Origin of the sequence: Paenibacillus pini JCM 16418 (assembly GCF_000576305.1) — a bacterium.
GTDB classification, from domain to species: Bacteria; Bacillota; Bacilli; order Paenibacillales; family Paenibacillaceae; genus Paenibacillus_AQ; species Paenibacillus_AQ pini.
Genome location: NZ_BAVZ01000008.1, coordinates 155,798 through 172,520 on the forward strand (window position 1 = coordinate 155,798; position 16,723 = coordinate 172,520).

A 16,723-nucleotide genomic window follows, 5' to 3' on the forward strand; every position below is an offset into this window, starting at 1 on the left:
CCTACCTCTCAAGTATAAGTTCTGTATATCAACCTTTGTAGGTGTCGCGCCACCGAAGCCATTTGCCCTCAAGGATACGGACGATGGTATCGGAGCATTTCCCCACAATTGCAAAAATAATAATGCCAACAAACACGATATCGGTGTTTGAATACGCTCTTGCATCCTGAATCATATAGCCAATGCCTGAGCTTGTGGCCATCATTTCCGCAACGACAAGGACAAGCCAAGATGCTCCTATGGATAAGCGGATGCCTAGTAAAATATTAGGTAAGGCTGCTGGGATAATGAGGCGTGTTAGCTGCTGCCATTTAGAGTATTGAAGAATGCTTGATACTTCATATAATTTCTGATCTACATTGCGAATACCAAGGAATGTATTCACAAAAACTGGGAAGAATGCGCCTAAAGCGATCATTAGAACTTTTGAAAACTCACCTACCCCAAACCACAGAATAAATAGTGGTATAAGCGCTAGAAGAGGAATGGTTCGTAACATTTGCAAGGAAGGATCTAATGTGCGTTCAACCATTTTAGCAAGCCCAGTAGATAACCCGATCAGTAGTCCAGTTGTTCCCCCAAGTAAGAATCCTAGGGCAGCTCTATACATGCTGATGCCTAAATGTTCGAAAAGCTCACCACTAAGTCCCAAGTTTACAAACTGACGCCCGATATCCCATGGACTGGGTAATACGGTTGGAGATAGGACGTGAAGCGAACCAATCACTTGCCAGATTACGATAATAATTAGAGGAACGATCAAACCATGTAAGGGTCTCGGTAAACGAAGAAGCATTAGAATCCGCCTCCTTTGAAGCTGTCCTGCCATCGTAGGAGGCGTTTCTCAAGCAATTTCACTAGAGAATCGGTTAGCTTACCCACCACAGCGAATACAATAATGCCTACAAATACGACTGTTGTTAAGGAGAATGAACGAGCATCATTAATCATAAATCCAACACCTGAAGTAGAGCCCATCATTTCAGCGACAACGAGACCGAGCCAAGCTACCCCAATGGATAGACGTACACCTAGAAATATATTAGGAAGTGAAGCAGGTACGATTAATTTCGAGATTAATTGCCATTTGGTAAAATGCAGTACCCGTGCAACATCGAATAACTTACCATCAACACTACGAATACCAAGAAATGTGTTTACGTACATTGGGAAAAAAGAACCTTTGGCGATAAGCAATATTTTGGATGTCTCTCCAAACCCGAACCACAGAATGAACAGTGGAGCGAGTGCAAGATGGGGGAGCGTCCGCAGCATTTGTAAAGATGGATCAAGTAGCCGCTCTGTCTTGATGGAGAACCCAACCCATATGCCTGCCGCAAGGCCAAGACCTCCGCCTAATAGAAATCCTAGCAAAGCGCGCCAAGCGGAAATACCTAAATGGCTAGCAAGCTCACCAGATGCGGATAAATTAATAAACTCCTGCAAAATCATGCTTGGTGCGGGAAGCAAGATTGGGTTCAAGGCTCCCATCACACCTGCAATCTCCCAGATCGTAATCAGTACAACAGGAAGAAGTACACCTAACATTGCATTTGTTATTTGTATGGAAAGACCACGGCGTTGCCGCTGTTTCTTTCGCTTAATCGATGGACTTGTCGCTGTGTTTTCTATTCTTGCTTCCAGCATAGTAGCCCTCATTTCTCACATTAAGGTAGTTTATTCTTCAAAGCCTCTGTAATAAATTGGTTATCCACCACTTTGGAGACGTCAATTTTCTTGCGAATATTCTTCACTTCAAATTGGAAGTCAGCTGTCTTTTGGAGCTCAGCTACGACATCATCCGCTACGGGGATATTAATTCCTGTGGAACGAGTTCTCATCCCCTGAATAACAGGTAGAGGAACTTTATATTCCGCGGCATATCGTTTTTGTGCTTCTTCAAGATGGCTATCTTCCCATAATCTTGATTTCTCTAGTACCTTTAAGTAGAGCGTTACAAGATCAGGGTATTTATCCGCAAATTCTTGACGAACAATATAGAAGGAAGGTGAGAGCACGCCGAGTTGTCCTCCATCAGCGAGCACGGTTCCTTTATCCGTTAACGTATTAAGTGTAATGTATGGGTCCCAAGTGGCCCACGCGTCTACACCGCCTGTTTCAAATGCAGCTTGAGCTTCATCTGGCTGAAGCTGGATTGCCTCAATATCCGTCCCCTTTAAACCCCCAGTTTCGAGTCCACGGTACAGGAAATTAAAAGCGTTACTGCCTTTAGCGACAGCCACTTTTTTACCTTTTAAATCGGTAATCGACTTTATTGAACTATTCTTCTTCACAATAATGGCGACATTGTTCTTTCCATCGAGAGCTTCAGAGATAATTTTAAAAGGAATACCAGCAGCTTGAGCAGCTACAACGGGCATATTCCCAAGACCCGCAAAATCAAGACGATTCGAAGCCATAGCTTCTGTCATAGGAGGTCCGCTCTGGAACTCAGCCCAAGCAACCTTTACCCCTAATTTTTCGAATTCTTGCTCGAACCATTTTTCCTCGCGTGCCTTTCCGAATAAGCCTCCGCTGCCTTGCACTCCAATGTTCACTGTAAGTCCTTCGTACGAGGTCTCTTTCTTAGATGATGGTGTTGCAGCTGCACTTGTTGATTTATCAGCTTCTTTGCTAGCGCATCCAGTGATCACGATGGATAAGGTAAGTATGGCGGCGAATACAAAACGAAATTTATTCATTACAATCTCTCCCCCTCGAACATCTATTTCTATCTATTTGTTGATAACTGTTATATCCCTGCGCCCTGATCGAGTAGAGGCTCTTCAACCTTCTCAAATTCTTTCAGCACGATATGTCGTAATTCTTGGAATGAATGGCTGGCCCGCTTTCTAGGAAAGGGGAGGCCAATCGGTAGAATATTTCGAATATGACCTGGACGTGGGTTCATGATGATCACGCGTTGACCTAAGAAAACGGCCTCATCCAAATCATGGGTTACAAATAACATGGTGGTGCGGTTCTTTTGCCAAATATCGAGGAGTACCTCTTGAAGGTGTGATCTTGTAAAAGCATCTAGCGCCCCAAAGGGTTCATCCAGTAAAAGTACATCCGGATTTCGAAGTAGTGCTCTAGCAATCGCGACCCGCTGAGCCATCCCGCCGGACAACTCCCGAGGATATGATTGTTCAAAACCTTGTAGACGAACTAATTCAATTAACTCATCTACTTTCTTCCGAACTTCCGGGTTCTTGAGTGATAGGTTCGCTGCGATATTCTTTTCTACGGTCAACCAAGGGAATAACCGAGGCTCTTGAAAAATAAATCCCTTTTCGATACTTGGTCCCTCAATAGGCTTACCATGCAAGGTGACAGAGCCTTCATATTCGGTATCAATTCCAGCTACGATTTTTAATAAAGTGCTTTTCCCACAGCCACTGGGACCAATAATGGTTATAAATTCACCCTGTTGTACCTTCAGTTGAATATGTTCTAAAGCGACTACATTACCCGTAGGGGCGGAGAAAACTTTATTCAAGTCATCAATAACGAGCACTTCTGATGTCATTTGATTGTTCCCCCTTTAATTATTCACATAAGTTTACTAGGAAATATAGATAAAAAAAATAGAGAACCCGCACGCACTCATAGATATGTCTTCAGAATACATTTAGATCTCCAGTTGTCTGGTCGATTCATCGTATGAAATTATCGTATGCGGTAATAATAACAACATCGCTTAAGAGTTGTCAATCATTTCCGTTTAATGAATGTACAGAAGTGATCTCACAAAAATAATTGTGAGAAATGATTAAAAAAGATTGCGAAGCGTGGGTGCAATATGCTACTATTATCTCGTAATTGGAAACGTTACCGAAAACGATGCCGATGATGAAGTAAGCGCTACCATTTTGTGGGGCAAAGGTTTCGGAAACGCATTCATAATATACGAAAATCATTGAGAGATGAAAGAGGGGCAAAGAGAATGAGTAAGATGAAAAAAATGTTAGGGATCATGCTTGTAATATCTTTGATTTCCGTGTTGGCTGCATGTGGCAGCAAGACAGATAATTCGTCCACAGCTGGGGATGATAACAAGAAGGAACCAGCGACTGGTGCTAAAGAAATTTACTTCTTGAATTTCAAACCTGAAATTGCTGCAACGTATGAGAAGATTGCTAAGGATTATGAAGCAGAAACAGGCGTTAAGGTTAAAGTGGTTACCGCTGCAAGTGGAACATATGAAACAACATTGAAGTCTGAAATTGCTAAATCTGACGCTCCTACGATTTTTCAAATCAATGGACCTGTAGGTTATGAAGCGTGGAAGAACTATGCTGCTGACTTGAAAGATACGAAACTTTACAATGCATTGTCTGACAAGACTTTGGCTGTGAAGAGCGGCGAAGGCATTTATGGTATTCCTTATGTAGTTGAAGGATACGGTATCATTTACAACGAAGAAATCATGAAGAAATACTTTGCACTAGCGGATAAGAAAGTATCTATTTCTTCAACAGCTGAAATCAACAACTTCGCTACATTGAAATCTGTAGTAGAAGATATGACTGCTAAGAAAGATCAGCTTGGAATTAAAGGCGTATTCTCTTCTACTTCCTTGGGTGCTGGAGAGCAATGGAGATGGCAGACTCACTTAGCTAACCTTCCATTGTACTATGAATTCAAAGACAGCAAATTAAATGAGAACACTGTACTTGCTGGGCTAGATACAAAAGAAATTTCGTTTAAGTATGCTAATAACTATAAGAACATCTTTGATCTATACATCAACAACTCGGTTTCTAAACCTGCTCTTCTAGGAAGCAAATCTGTTGCCGATTCAATGGCTGAATTTGCACTAGGTCAATCAGCAATGGTTCAAAATGGTAACTGGGCTTGGTCACAAATCAGTGAAGTTGGCGGAAACAAAGTAAAAGCTGAAGATATTAAATTCATGCCAATCTACACTGGCGTAGCTGGTGAAGAGAAGCAAGGTCTTGCAGTAGGTACTGAAAATTACTTGGCTATTAACAGCAAGGTCTCTGCTGAGAAGCAACAAGCTTCGATCGCTTTCTTAGAGTGGTTGTTCACAAGTGACAAAGGTAAGAGCTATGTATCTAAAGATCTAGGATTTATCGCACCATTTAATACATTTAAAGATGATGAAAAACCAGCTGATCCATTGGCTAAAGAAGTAATGGCATGGATGGAAAAAGACGTTACTTCCGTACCTTGGACATTCGCAGCATTCCCAAGTGAAGAGTTCAAGAACCAATTCGGTGACGCGCTTCTTGAATACGCTCAAGGTAATAAATCTTGGGATGAAGTTGTAACGGTTGTTAAAGATTCTTGGAAATCAGAAAAAGCTAAATAAAAGTTAAAAAATAAATGGGTGAGTGAGGTTTCTTACTCCCCATTTTTTTAACCAGATAGGAGAAGAGTACATGCAAAAATCGATAAAAAAATACTTTGCTCTTTTTGCATTGCCAACGATATTGGCCTTTACGGTCATATTTATAATTCCATTTCTCTTAGGCGTATATTTGTCATTTACAGAATTCACGACGGTAAACGATGCTAAATGGGTTGGCTTCAGTAACTATGTTAAGGCTTTCTCTAACCAGGAATTTCTTAGAGCACTTTGGTTTACGGTTAAATACACCGTCGTATCTGTCATTTCAGTAAACGTATTTGCATTCATTTTTGCGATGTTGTTAACAAGAGGTAAAAAAGGTACTAATGTGTTTAGAACGATCTTCTTTATGCCTAACTTAATAGGTGGTATCGTACTCGGTTACATTTGGCAATTGATTCTCAACGGTATTCTATTCAAATTTGATGTGACTTTAACTTCCAGTGCAAAATATGGTTTCTGGGGACTCGTCGTTTTGATGACTTGGCAAATGATTGGTTACATGATGATCATTTATATTGCTGGTATTCAAAATATTCCTAAGGACCTTAACGAAGCAGCAAAAATAGATGGAGCATCCCGATTTGTTATTTTGCGCAATATCACGATTCCTCTAATTATGCCTTCCATAACGATTTGTTTATTTTTAACGTTATCGAATTCATTTAAATTGTTTGATCAGAACTTGGCTCTTACAGCAGGTGCGCCGTCTAAACAAACATCCATGTTAGCTCTAGATATTTTCAATACATTCTATGGTAAAACAGGCATGGAGGGTGTTGGCCAAGCGAAGGCGGTTATATTCTTTGTATTGGTTGCAGCCATTGCTTTAATACAACTTGTCTTGACGAGAAGAAAGGAGGTTGAGAACTAATGGAACAGACACAATCACGCGGAAAAGACATTACAATCTTCACGATTCTATTGGTCTTAGCGATACTGTTCTTAGCTCCGATCCTGATCGTCCTGATGAACTCCTTCAAAGGTAAGTTTTTCATTAGTGATACGCCCTTCCAATTCCCGAATGGAGATACATTCTCAGGGCTTAGCAACTATACCAGTGGTATTGAAAAAATCAACTTCTTTAGTGCCTTCGGTATGTCACTCTTTATAACGGTATGTTCTGTAGCTGTTATCGTCTTACTGACTTCCATGACAGCATGGTATATTTCCCGGGTTAAGTCGAAGTTTAATTCGTTTCTATACTACATCTTTGTTTTCTCCATGATCGTTCCATTCCAAATGGTTATGTTTACGATGACAAAGACAGCTAATGTTCTGCACCTAGATAACCCAATCGGAATTATACTCATCTACTTGGGATTTGGTTCAGGATTATCGGTGTTCTTATTTAGTGGATTTGTTAAGTCCATACCGCTTGAAATTGAAGAAGCCGTTATGATTGATGGGTGTAACCCAGCTCAATCGTTCTTTAAAGTCGTATTACCGATTCTGAAGCCGATTGCGATCACGGTTGCGATTCTGAATGTCATGTGGGTATGGAATGACTACCTGTTACCTTATCTAACCATTGGTAATGAATGGAAGACAATTCCGGTAGCTATCCAATATCTTAAAGGTGGATATGGATCTGTTGATATGGGAGCGATGATGGCGATGCTAGTCTTAGCTATTATCCCAATCGTCATATTCTACTTATTCTGCCAAAAGTATATTATTGAAGGCGTAGTTGCAGGCGCTGTTAAGGGTTAAGCTGTAAATAGGAAACGGATAGTAGGGTTGCTTTTCGGTTGACTATGACTCACCGAGAAGAACCCTACTTTTTTTACATCTTGCTTGTCTTCTATGGACTGAACTGCTATTCTCTATGAGAATGTAATTTACAGAGATATATTTCCTGTTTTCCTAGGGAAATGGATTAAACTACGATGTAAGGGAAGATGGATATGGGGGCTTCTATTACAATTATAGATATTGCAAGAATGTGCGGGGTGGGTGTAACCACCGTATCAAGAGCGATAAATAATCATCCAGATATTAATGACGAAACCAAAGCGATGGTTATGAAGGTTATCAAAGAAAATCATTATGTTCCAAACAACAGTGCTAGAAATTTGAAGCGTTCTGCTTCTAAGACAATCGCAGTCTTAATTAAAGGTATAACGAACCCCTTTTTCAACCAAATGATTCAGGTTTTTGAAAAGGAAATTAAGCGGAAAAAGTACTCATTTATTCTTCAACGTGTAGATGATAAACAAGATGAAATTGACGTTGCTATTGAACTGGAGAAGGAAAAACGTCTCAAAGGGATTGTTTTTCTCGGAGGATATTTCTCTCACTCTAAAGAAAAGCTTGATCAATTAACCGTTCCTTTCGTTTTGAGTACAATCGGAATGACTGATGAATTTGACGCTAACGATTATTCTTCAGTATCGGTTGATGACTTTAAAGAGAGTTATAAAATGGTAGATTATTTATGTAATCAAGGACATGATAAGATCGCAATCATTACGGCTTCCATGGATGATGTGAGTATCGGGAAACTGAGATATGATGGATACAAGAAAGCTTTAGAGGATAATGGCATTCCTTTTAATAACCAATTAGTCCGTTGTATGAAGGAAGATATTGAAAGCTATTCCATGGAAAATGGATATATGGTTACGAAAGAATTGCTAGAATCTTCAGAGGAATTTACGGCTATTTATGCCCTCTCGGATAATCTAGCCATTGGTGCATGCAAGGCGATTATTGAAGCTGGGAAGAGCGTGCCAGAGGATTACTCCGTTGCAGGCTTTGATGGACTGGATATCACATTCTATTATAACCCTTCCATTACGACCATTAGACAGCCTGTGGATGAAATCGCAGAAGAAACGATTCGAGTTCTGTTCGATTTGATCAACAAGAAGATTACACACGCACATCGGATTTTTCCTGCGGAACTCATTGTGAGGGAGTCTACGAAAAGCCGATAAAAATTGATAAAAGAAGGCCCTAGCATGTATGATGCTAGGGCCTTCTGTTGTTATCCAGTACGTTTACCAGTACGTTTATTTGCTTGAATCACTGGCAAATATCTTTTTATCAAAGAATACAATAGAGATAAATAAAACAATGGCTACAAGCAGGATGCAGGCAGGAATAATGAATGAGAGAAGCGATGCTGTGTTTGGCATTTTATAATAGAACAACATGCCAAGTGGCATAAGTCCGCCACCGATCAGGCTGGTCCAGAAATGGATTCGAGCCGTCTTTTTCATACTTATGTCTTTGAATACTTTATAGAAAATACCATAGGCAAAAAGGGTAAGCCATCCGACAACAAGGATATGTGCATGGGCTGGCGTTAGTGAATAATCTTTTTTGCCTGCCATATCCGAGCCAATGAGTGCGCCAAGCAATGAATAAAGTGCTGCAATACGGATGAACCATTTACTATAATTAATCATGTGTTTATACTCTCCTTCAAGTTTTAATTGAATGGCTAAGCATACACTAGAAATATGAACGGAGAATGAACGGCATTGACAATTTACAAAGCTGAACTATAATAGATATTACAGACTCGTAAAGTCTTTTATTATGGAGAAGGGATGAAGACATTGAAGTATTCAAAAGCTACGAATTACGCTCTTCACACAATGTTGCATTTAGCATTGTCAAATTCGACGAAACCTGTAGGTGTACAAATTTTAGCAGAACAGCAAAAAGTATCCCCAACGTATTTGTCTAAGATACTTACGAAGCTTGTCAAAGAAGGTATGGTTGCATCTGCTTCAGGAGCTAATGGTGGATACTCATTAACAAAAGGGTGGGAATCCATTTCGTTTCTCGATATTATCTATGCTATTGAAGGAAAGTCTTCATTGTTTGATTGTGATTTAAATCATGGGCCTGAATGTTTGATTCAAAAAGTCATGTTAACCTCAGAAGAAAAAATGGAAGAAGAATTAAGACAACAAACCATTGCAGGTTTAATAGCTGAAATGACAACGACATAATTAACGTTGTCTTCTGTTACTATAATTAAGGACATAGTGTATCGTTTATATCTTTTTTATTTTTTAGCTTAATTAAAGATATAAAAGGTCTTTGATGGTTATCATATCATAATGAAATAAGGAGATGGAAGATCAATGAATATGTTAGATTGTATCGTTATAGGTGGAGGTCCATCTGGATTAAGTGCAAGCTTAACTTTAGGGAGGGCGAGAAGAAACATTGCACTATTTGACGATGGAACGAATCGGAATAAAGTTACACATGAGTCACACGGGTTCATCACTCGAGATGGGATAAAACCTCAAGCGTTTAAAGAAATTGGGTTGAAAGAGTTGGAGAATTATCCATCCATATCTTATTTTAATACAACAATTACTGAAATAATTAAAGATACTAGTAATGAAAGTTATATTGTCACAACGAAGGATGGTCAGCAATTTAGTACAGAGAAGATTATATTAGCTACAGGAATTCAAGAAATGTTTTCGATTCAAAATGTAAGAAATTATTATGGGAAAAGTCTGTTTAGTTGCCCGTATTGTGATGGCTGGGAGCTAAGGGATAAACCATTAGTTGTAATGGCAGACAAAGAAGAGCGTGCACTGCATATGGCTAAATTAATTTATAACTGGTCTAAGGATTTAGTTGTCGTAACCAATGGATTAGAATTATCGAACGAAGGCGTTCAGGAGTTGCAAAAATGTAATATTAAAATAAAATCAGAGCCAATAAAAAATCTAATAGGTGAGGACGGCTATCTTCAAAAAATTGAATTTGTCACTGGAGAAACGATCACAAGATCAGGTGGATTTGTTATTCCATCCTTTTATCGTCCTAACCAATTTGCTGAGATTCTTGGATGTGAAATTCAAGATAATGGAGCAGTTGTAACAGATGGTGTTGGTAGAACAACACAAAAGAATATATATATTGCGGGAGAAACTGAAACATCCGGACCCTCCTCATTAATTATTTCTGCTGCCGATGGTAATAGAGCTGCGGTTTCTGTAAATACGGATCTAACGATGGAACGTTTTGGATTACAGGCATAATTCGTAGAAAATGGATCGATGTACATAGACATTGTGCAAACGTTTACACAACGAATTATAAATGTTTTAGAGATGAAGCTGACAATACAAATATTTATGTAAAATCCTTGTCGTGTAAGTATTTTCTGCCTAATAAATTGTCATTCGAATAATGGAACGCAAAGAAGAGAAGGAAGATGAGTTCCTTCTCTTCTTGAAATGAATTATGCTGAAAAAGGTAGCTTAATCGTTGTATCCATTGCACTTACCGTTGGCGTACCTGATTTAATTGTACCTGCGGCTCCATTAGCTCCCGGTGTAAAGGTAGATGTACCGCTATTAAAGAAGTAGTTTGCGGAATTGTTATTATCCCACGTGCCGCTTCCATTATTGAAATCGGCCTCCAACTGAGTTGCTGATCCAATATCAATTGTAATTTTGCTATACCCAGGATAAGCGGTTCCTGCATCTGTCATAGCAACGCCAGGTGCAGTCGTCCATGTGCCTCCGGCTGGGCGATAGTGAATATAGGGGGAGGCATAGCCTCTCTTGTAATAAATCGTAACGCTGTTGCTTACGCTTGGCTTGGTATGACTGATAACGTATTGCTTGAATCCAGCCATATTGCTGCTTGCCGTGCCATCACTATTCACTAAATTTGCAAGGCGTAGCAATGTAAATCCATTGTAGTTCCACTTCATCATTTTCTCTTCGATCTTTTGGAAGTTACCCGTTGCCAGTGCATTCTCACCATTCAAGCGAACACCTTTGCTATTTGCTATGGCAGATACGGTATCTACCAATGTAGAAGGCTTGGAGTAGGCAGGTGCGCTACCGTCATCATTCATTTCTAAACAGGTAAAAGTTAAGTCTAAATTGCTGTCCTTAAATTTTTGAATGAGTGAGTTGTAATCGTAATAGCCCGCTGTATATTCTGCACTATGTGGGGAGGTGGGGTTATTGTATTGCCAGTGAAGACCGGATACCTTCGCACCGATCGGAACGCCGAATACAGAGTCGAATTTGCTATGAGCTGCGGCAGCGATCACGCCAAGATGATTCTCAAGCACGCTTTGGTACCATCTCAGGAAGTCTTTACCGTAGGTAATATTGTAACCGCCTGTGGAGAAGAAGGAATCCCCATCATCGGGAGGATTGATTTGGCTTACATTGGTCAGAGATAAGCCCCAGGCTTGGTTTACACCACTGAGAGAGCCATATTTACTAATCATAGCGTTTCTAAACGCATTCTTCGCTGTATCCGTATATACTTGGAACTTGCCACGACTAGGATAACTCCAGCCAGCAGCGCTGTAATAAGAAGGGTATCGTAATTCTCCGGAAGGACCGGCACTTAAATAGATTTTAGGAATGATGGATTTATAGCTAGCAAAGTTTGTTGCAAAAGAGCCGTAGAGGTCACTATATTGCTGGTTTATCCCACTCCAGAATGGTGAAATGGCTTCATTATTCACATAACCCGTTTCACTCTTGTATTTCATTTCATCCGCAGAGCCTTTGCTCCAGAGCCAAGCTGGAAGCGGGATATTACAATCATCTCCGGGATTCCCACCACAAGTATGTGTGGATAGAATGGGTACCCATTTGAGTCCAGATTCGCTGACAGCGTTTGCATAAGTTTTGTAGTAGCTCCAATCAAATTGGTTATCTCCAGCCGCTTCTACATCTCCCCACCACACATCGGTAGTTAGAGCATAAACACCATTATCCTTCAATGTCTTGAGTTGCTTTTTAAATGCAGTCCAATCCGTAATTTTTACTAAGGGTGCCATGACAGAAGCTTTAAAATCTGTGGCCACATCAGCATTTGCTGTACCTGAGCTAGAAAATACACCTACAACCGTAGAGAAAAGTAAGAAAAAACCTAATGCAAGTATACGAGCTTTTCTCCAACCCATTTGACTTGATTTCAAAATGGTCATCCTCCTCTTTTGTGAAAATAGCTTCCTAAGCACAGTGAAGGGCCCTTCGCAAAACTCAGGAAATGTGGACATATATCCGAGTTTGTGCAAACGTTTACATAAGAATTATAAACGACATGGTTAAAGATGACAATATATTTTATATTTTACTAAAAACAGAACGTCTACTCCTGCTTAATATCTTTGGTAAATATGCCCCGTGTTAAATTCCTCATGCTCACATATTCGAACATCAACAGGACCATAATAATTGGTAATTAGCTAACAGAGAGGTTGGGATCATATGAATCAGGCAACGGAGCGTATACAAGACTTATTGAATGCGTCCATTCAAATTATTGATCACATGGAGGAAAGTGGCGAAACTGCATCGCAGGTGAAGCAAATCAAGCAAATGCTCCAGCAACAAACGGCACAGTTAACCAATGGAAGTATACAGTCATTGGAAAGTTTGAATCCGTCCCTCGCGCAGGTGCTTCGAGTGGTTAACCAACTGCAACAAGAAACAGAACAAAAGTATAGTGAAGCGACGGGGAATGCGACGGAACAATTTGAAGCCAAGGAAATAGAGAAGCAACTACAGTTCCCAGCTGCGTATCATGAGAAAATCGATTATAAAAGCTTGCATAAGATTAGTCTAAATCTAGAGGAAGCTCAGTCCCTCTTATCGCATTGATCTTAAACAGAGCATTCCACTTTATAACTCAAGTAAACGGCCCATGTATTGTGGTAGGCAACTCGGATTGACCCTATAACGTTGAGACATACCAAAACACCTTCAAGAGTGGAACTCCGTCGATAAGATAGGAGATCCGCTTGGGAAGGTGTTTTTGCGTTATAAACGATAGTGAGAGTGATTTGTCTCGTTTTTTTATTTAAATCCATTACTTTTTTTCGAGTTAAAACGACAAAATAAATAATTGATTTGCTATGAGAATGCATTATTCATATGAATTTAAGTATTCTGAACTATTGATTATGGGTAGTTTTTACTTCTAGTAAAAAATTAGGATAAACATTCTATATATTCCATGATTAATAAGTCGATATTAACCTAGGGGGTTATTAACAAAAATTGTAGAAGGAGGAAAAAGGATGAGATACAAAAGACTAACAATCCTGTTCTTAGTGATGTTTTTAATCACAGGTTCTTTAATTCCAGGAGAAGTAAGTGAAGCCAGAGGGTATCAATCACAAAATTTGTTTAATTTTCAAGAAACCGAATCAGTTAGGCAGCAGCCACAGGTATTAGAGGTGAATGCTCCGACACTACCAGAAGAAGGAACTATTCCACCAAAGAAAGACGATTCTTCTGTACCACCTAACTTGGACGGAGATAATTCAGAATTTCCTTCGGAAGAGTTACCGGGGGTAGATCCAGATCGTGAGAATAAAGAGGATGATATAGATATAGATCAAAGTGATTCTATAATGATGTTAGCTAGCAAGACTGAACTTATTATTTCACCAGGCGATAGTATAAAAGTGACTAATTCTTACTCATCTACAATTAGTATTCTTACGGATGCTGGAATTAAGAACAATAAGAGATATGACTTTGTTAGCTATGGCGCAGACGGAAAAAAATCAAGCGATGAAATGGAAACGTACAATAGTATTCAAGTACCTGGTAAAGGAGGATATAGCATTATTACAAATGACTATAGAGAACCGTTAACAGCAAGTTTTAATCCTGCATATATAACGTATTCTTACTCTCCAGTACCAGCTCTTTTAAAAAAGACATTAATGAGGGAAGAATCATTTCGATTTATTAGTATATATTCATTTAATTATGCGATTAGTATCTTGAGTGATTCGATTTCTAATCCTGATGGAAGATATGACTACGCTATATTTAAGAGTGATGGTAAACAGGACAGTTCAATAATGAATACTAAAAATCATCCTTCGCTTACACCAAATGAGGAAATAATTCTTATCGGAGCATCTTACGTACCGGTAACGATCGGTGTTCCATTTGATGCTTTTATCGGAGATGATTTTGACGAACCGGCATATGAATCTGCAACTTTACAACAAGGACAGAGTTATGAATTAACTAATATAAGTACTGTTTCAGATGTAATTGAAACTGATGGCACAACGAAAGATAAATTTGATTACGTTGTATATCTTCCTGACGGAACAGAGTCAACAAACGGGAAGAACACGAGTAATAAACCAACCGTAGGGCCGGGAAAACGAGTTGTCATGACATTACTTACAGAAACTCCGGTCAGAGTGGGGGCACCATATCGTAGATTTATCGGAAAGGTTGTGGAAGATCAGGCATTTAGCAGAGTAACACTATCGCAAGGAGAATCATATATATTCACAAATAATGGTTCGAAGACAAATCAAGTGTATCAAAACGCGAAACTAGTAAAAGGTGAGTTTGATTATATGGTGTATAAATCAGACGGTACTTATTATTCAAGAGGATTCAATAGTACGAACTCAATAAGCATTCCTACAGGTGGGTATGCCTTTGTTACTGTAGCATCAGCTTCGTCGATAACTTTTGACTATACAGATGATTTTAGTGCAGAAGTAACGGATGAACCCGCCTACTTTAGGGTTACACTTCGTAAAGGTGAAAGCTACGAATTTACGAATATAAGTGAGGGGCAGAGATACTTTAATACCGATGCGTCAACAAATAATAGATTTGATTCAGTACAATATAATGCTGATGGAACGGAGTTTAGTAAATATTCTAATACTTTTACAGCAACAAGTATTTTTCCTGGAAGACGAATTGTTGTTACAGCAGTATCAGACCTCCCAGTAACTTTTGGTGTAGCTTATCGTCTTTTTTCATGGAAGGGAAAAAATGAAGAGGCCTTCACAAAGCAACAAATTCAGATAGGAGAATCCTATGTATTTCGTAATAGTGGTCCCAAAAGCATCACTATACAGAAAGATGCTTTGTCAGTAAATGGAATAGTGGATTATGCTAAATATGATTCAAAAGGTATTGTTACAGGAAGTGGTTACAACTATAAGAGTAATATGTTGTCCATTCCAGCTAATGGATATCTGATTATCACAGGTCAATCTGTAGGGGAGATCATCTTTCGATACACTGATCCGGTTACTGCAGAACCATTCACTCATCCAGCAATGCTACGCGTAACTCTGAAACAAGGTGAATCTTATAATTTTAATAATATTACTGATTATCAGAGTAATTTGAATGTTGTAGAAAGTGTCTCTGGAGGTAATGGTTATTCTTTTGTTTTAACTAAACCGGATGGAAGTATCTCACGCCAAGGTGTAAATAAACATACGTATACAATTATTATGGGTAGATACTCGGCCCATATTACCAACGATGATGTTAATCCCATTACATTCATTGTTGTATATAGTTCATTCGTATCGTCGCCAGATGATGATCCTAGTATGTTACGCGTAACTTTAAATCAAAACAATTCTTATATGTTCAGGAACGAAACATCCAAAGCTATCTCCATTGTGAGTGATGCTAAAAGTAGTAATTATACTGAGTATGATTATGTAGAGTATGCTGCGAACGGGACTACATCGAAGGGCGAAATAAATCATGACGGGAACTTATCGATTTCATCAGGTGACACAATCATCGTTACGGTTACTTCTGTTCAGCCTGTAACATTCCGATATGCTAAACAATTGATAGGTGAGCCACAAGATGATCCTGCATTTATTAAAAAAACATTAGTAAGCCAACAATCGGCGGCATTTAAAAATACTAGTCTCGATAAGGATCAACTGGTTACAAATGCAATAATTGGAGCAAATCGCTATTACGATTATAAAATCGTCAATGCCGACGGTACACTTTACAAGGAGGGAAGCAAAACAGACTTTGAATATCCTATCCCAGCAGGTGCTGAAATTACTGTGAAAGTGACGTCTTCCGATCCAGTCATTGTTGGGGCACCGTTTAGACATTTCATTGAGAGTGATCCTGTCAATATTACATTTGAAAAATTAACAGAAAATGATCCTATTAAAGTTTCTAAAGAAGTAGGTAAGAATGGTTATTATCTGCTTAAGGCCACTCAAACAGGAGCATATCGTATAGCTACGAAAAAAGATGATATGTCTGGTTCGACCGTTATTTCAGTTTATAAAGACCCTAAACTTCAAAATCTAATAGTCACTAGTAAGGATAGTGAGCAAATTTATGGGGCAGATTACGTTGTTGTTGAAGTTGAGCTTATAGCAGGACAATCCTATTATATTAAGCTAAATGATAATTCGGGTGTTTCACTAGAATTATACTTAGCTGCTGCTGCAATGAAGATGAAACCGAATACAGATTTTGAATATAGCTCGACGGGAGAATTAAATAAAATCATTTACCTACCGGAGATATGCTGATATATACCTATGATTTAAATGGTAATTTAAAATCTAAG

At 39.0% G+C, this 16,723-nt stretch carries 14 protein-coding genes; 8 read left to right on the plus strand and 6 right to left on the minus strand.

What is annotated here, in order from left to right; all coding sequences use genetic code 11:
• Positions 1-28: 28 nt before the first annotated feature.
• From JCM16418_RS13355 to JCM16418_RS13370, 4 genes are read right to left on the minus strand one after another with little or no spacing between them, the layout of a single operon-like run.
• Complete coding sequence (locus JCM16418_RS13355; protein ID WP_242403837.1) at positions 29-796, minus strand: ABC transporter permease; 768 nt, start codon at positions 794-796, stop codon at positions 29-31.
• Positions 796-1,647, minus strand: a complete 852-nt coding sequence (locus JCM16418_RS13360) for an ABC transporter permease (protein ID WP_036649671.1) — start codon at positions 1,645-1,647, stop codon at positions 796-798. The genes JCM16418_RS13355 and JCM16418_RS13360 overlap by 1 nt, the downstream gene beginning before the upstream one ends.
• Positions 1,648-1,667: 20 nt before the next feature.
• Complete coding sequence (locus JCM16418_RS13365) at positions 1,668-2,702, minus strand: aliphatic sulfonate ABC transporter substrate-binding protein (protein WP_036649674.1); 1,035 nt, start codon at positions 2,700-2,702, stop codon at positions 1,668-1,670.
• A gap of 50 nt (positions 2,703-2,752) precedes the next feature.
• Positions 2,753-3,529 (minus strand): ABC transporter ATP-binding protein, encoded by a 777-nt coding sequence (locus tag JCM16418_RS13370; protein WP_036649676.1) that lies wholly within the window; start codon positions 3,527-3,529, stop codon positions 2,753-2,755.
• Positions 3,530-3,946: 417 nt separating this feature from the next.
• On the opposite strand from JCM16418_RS13370, the gene JCM16418_RS13375 reads away from it, so the two are divergent.
• The 4 genes from JCM16418_RS13375 to JCM16418_RS13390 all read left to right on the plus strand — a co-directional run bounded on the left by JCM16418_RS13375 (position 3,947) and on the right by JCM16418_RS13390 (position 8,313).
• On the plus strand, positions 3,947-5,335 hold the full coding sequence (locus JCM16418_RS13375; RefSeq protein ID WP_036649678.1) for an ABC transporter substrate-binding protein: 1,389 nt from the start codon (positions 3,947-3,949) through the stop codon (positions 5,333-5,335).
• Positions 5,336-5,405: 70 nt separating this feature from the next.
• Complete coding sequence (locus tag JCM16418_RS13380) at positions 5,406-6,248, plus strand: carbohydrate ABC transporter permease (RefSeq protein ID WP_036649680.1); 843 nt, start codon at positions 5,406-5,408, stop codon at positions 6,246-6,248.
• Complete coding sequence (locus JCM16418_RS13385; RefSeq protein ID WP_036649682.1) at positions 6,248-7,087, plus strand: carbohydrate ABC transporter permease; 840 nt, start codon at positions 6,248-6,250, stop codon at positions 7,085-7,087. Before JCM16418_RS13380 ends, JCM16418_RS13385 begins: the two co-directional genes overlap by 1 nt.
• A 194-nt stretch (positions 7,088-7,281) precedes the next feature.
• On the plus strand, positions 7,282-8,313 hold the full coding sequence (locus tag JCM16418_RS13390) for a LacI family DNA-binding transcriptional regulator (protein WP_201769757.1): 1,032 nt from the start codon (positions 7,282-7,284) through the stop codon (positions 8,311-8,313).
• Between the two features lie 75 nt (positions 8,314-8,388).
• Here the strand turns inward: JCM16418_RS13390 and JCM16418_RS13395 are convergent, their stop codons facing one another.
• On the minus strand, positions 8,389-8,787 hold the full coding sequence (locus JCM16418_RS13395) for a hypothetical protein (protein WP_036649688.1): 399 nt from the start codon (positions 8,785-8,787) through the stop codon (positions 8,389-8,391).
• Positions 8,788-8,940: 153 nt separating this feature from the next.
• Here JCM16418_RS13395 and JCM16418_RS13400 point away from each other — a divergent pair, with 153 nt between their 5' ends.
• Complete coding sequence (locus JCM16418_RS13400) at positions 8,941-9,339, plus strand: Rrf2 family transcriptional regulator (protein ID WP_036649802.1); 399 nt, start codon at positions 8,941-8,943, stop codon at positions 9,337-9,339.
• Positions 9,340-9,474: 135 nt separating this feature from the next.
• Positions 9,475-10,392 (plus strand): NAD(P)/FAD-dependent oxidoreductase, encoded by a 918-nt coding sequence (locus JCM16418_RS13405; protein WP_036649690.1) that lies wholly within the window; start codon positions 9,475-9,477, stop codon positions 10,390-10,392.
• Positions 10,393-10,595: 203 nt separating this feature from the next.
• Here the strand turns inward: JCM16418_RS13405 and JCM16418_RS13410 are convergent, their stop codons facing one another.
• Positions 10,596-12,290, minus strand: coding sequence for a family 14 glycosylhydrolase (locus tag JCM16418_RS13410; protein ID WP_373280717.1), 1,695 nt, complete (start codon positions 12,288-12,290; stop codon positions 10,596-10,598).
• A 307-nt stretch (positions 12,291-12,597) separates the two neighbouring features.
• Between JCM16418_RS13410 and JCM16418_RS13415 the strand changes: the two genes are divergently transcribed.
• Positions 12,598-12,990, plus strand: a complete 393-nt coding sequence (locus tag JCM16418_RS13415) for a hypothetical protein (protein WP_036649692.1) — start codon at positions 12,598-12,600, stop codon at positions 12,988-12,990.
• 419 nt (positions 12,991-13,409) lie between these two features.
• Positions 13,410-16,685, plus strand: coding sequence for a hypothetical protein (locus tag JCM16418_RS13420; RefSeq protein WP_036649694.1), 3,276 nt, complete (start codon positions 13,410-13,412; stop codon positions 16,683-16,685).
• Positions 16,686-16,723 lie beyond the last annotated feature (38 nt).

Excerpts from the sequence above, each read along its gene's own strand:
- JCM16418_RS13415 (WP_036649692.1), top strand. The coding sequence starts at position 12,598 with ATGAATCAGGCAACGGAGCGTATACAAGACTTATTGAATGCGTCCATT.
- JCM16418_RS13390 (WP_201769757.1), top strand. The coding sequence starts at position 7,282 with ATGGGGGCTTCTATTACAATTATAGATATTGCAAGAATGTGCGGGGTG.
- JCM16418_RS13360 (WP_036649671.1), bottom strand. The coding sequence starts at position 1,647 with ATGCTGGAAGCAAGAATAGAAAACACAGCGACAAGTCCATCGATTAAG.
- JCM16418_RS13410 (WP_373280717.1), bottom strand. The coding sequence starts at position 12,290 with ATGGGTTGGAGAAAAGCTCGTATACTTGCATTAGGTTTTTTCTTACTT.
- JCM16418_RS13405 (WP_036649690.1), top strand. The coding sequence starts at position 9,475 with ATGAATATGTTAGATTGTATCGTTATAGGTGGAGGTCCATCTGGATTA.
- JCM16418_RS13365 (WP_036649674.1), bottom strand. The coding sequence starts at position 2,702 with ATGAATAAATTTCGTTTTGTATTCGCCGCCATACTTACCTTATCCATC.
- JCM16418_RS13355 (WP_242403837.1), bottom strand. The coding sequence starts at position 796 with ATGCTTCTTCGTTTACCGAGACCCTTACATGGTTTGATCGTTCCTCTA.
- JCM16418_RS13380 (WP_036649680.1), top strand. The coding sequence starts at position 5,406 with ATGCAAAAATCGATAAAAAAATACTTTGCTCTTTTTGCATTGCCAACG.
- JCM16418_RS13385 (WP_036649682.1), top strand. The coding sequence starts at position 6,248 with ATGGAACAGACACAATCACGCGGAAAAGACATTACAATCTTCACGATT.
- JCM16418_RS13375 (WP_036649678.1), top strand. The coding sequence starts at position 3,947 with ATGAGTAAGATGAAAAAAATGTTAGGGATCATGCTTGTAATATCTTTG.
- JCM16418_RS13395 (WP_036649688.1), bottom strand. The coding sequence starts at position 8,787 with ATGATTAATTATAGTAAATGGTTCATCCGTATTGCAGCACTTTATTCA.
- JCM16418_RS13370 (WP_036649676.1), bottom strand. The coding sequence starts at position 3,529 with ATGACATCAGAAGTGCTCGTTATTGATGACTTGAATAAAGTTTTCTCC.
- JCM16418_RS13420 (WP_036649694.1), top strand. The coding sequence starts at position 13,410 with ATGAGATACAAAAGACTAACAATCCTGTTCTTAGTGATGTTTTTAATC.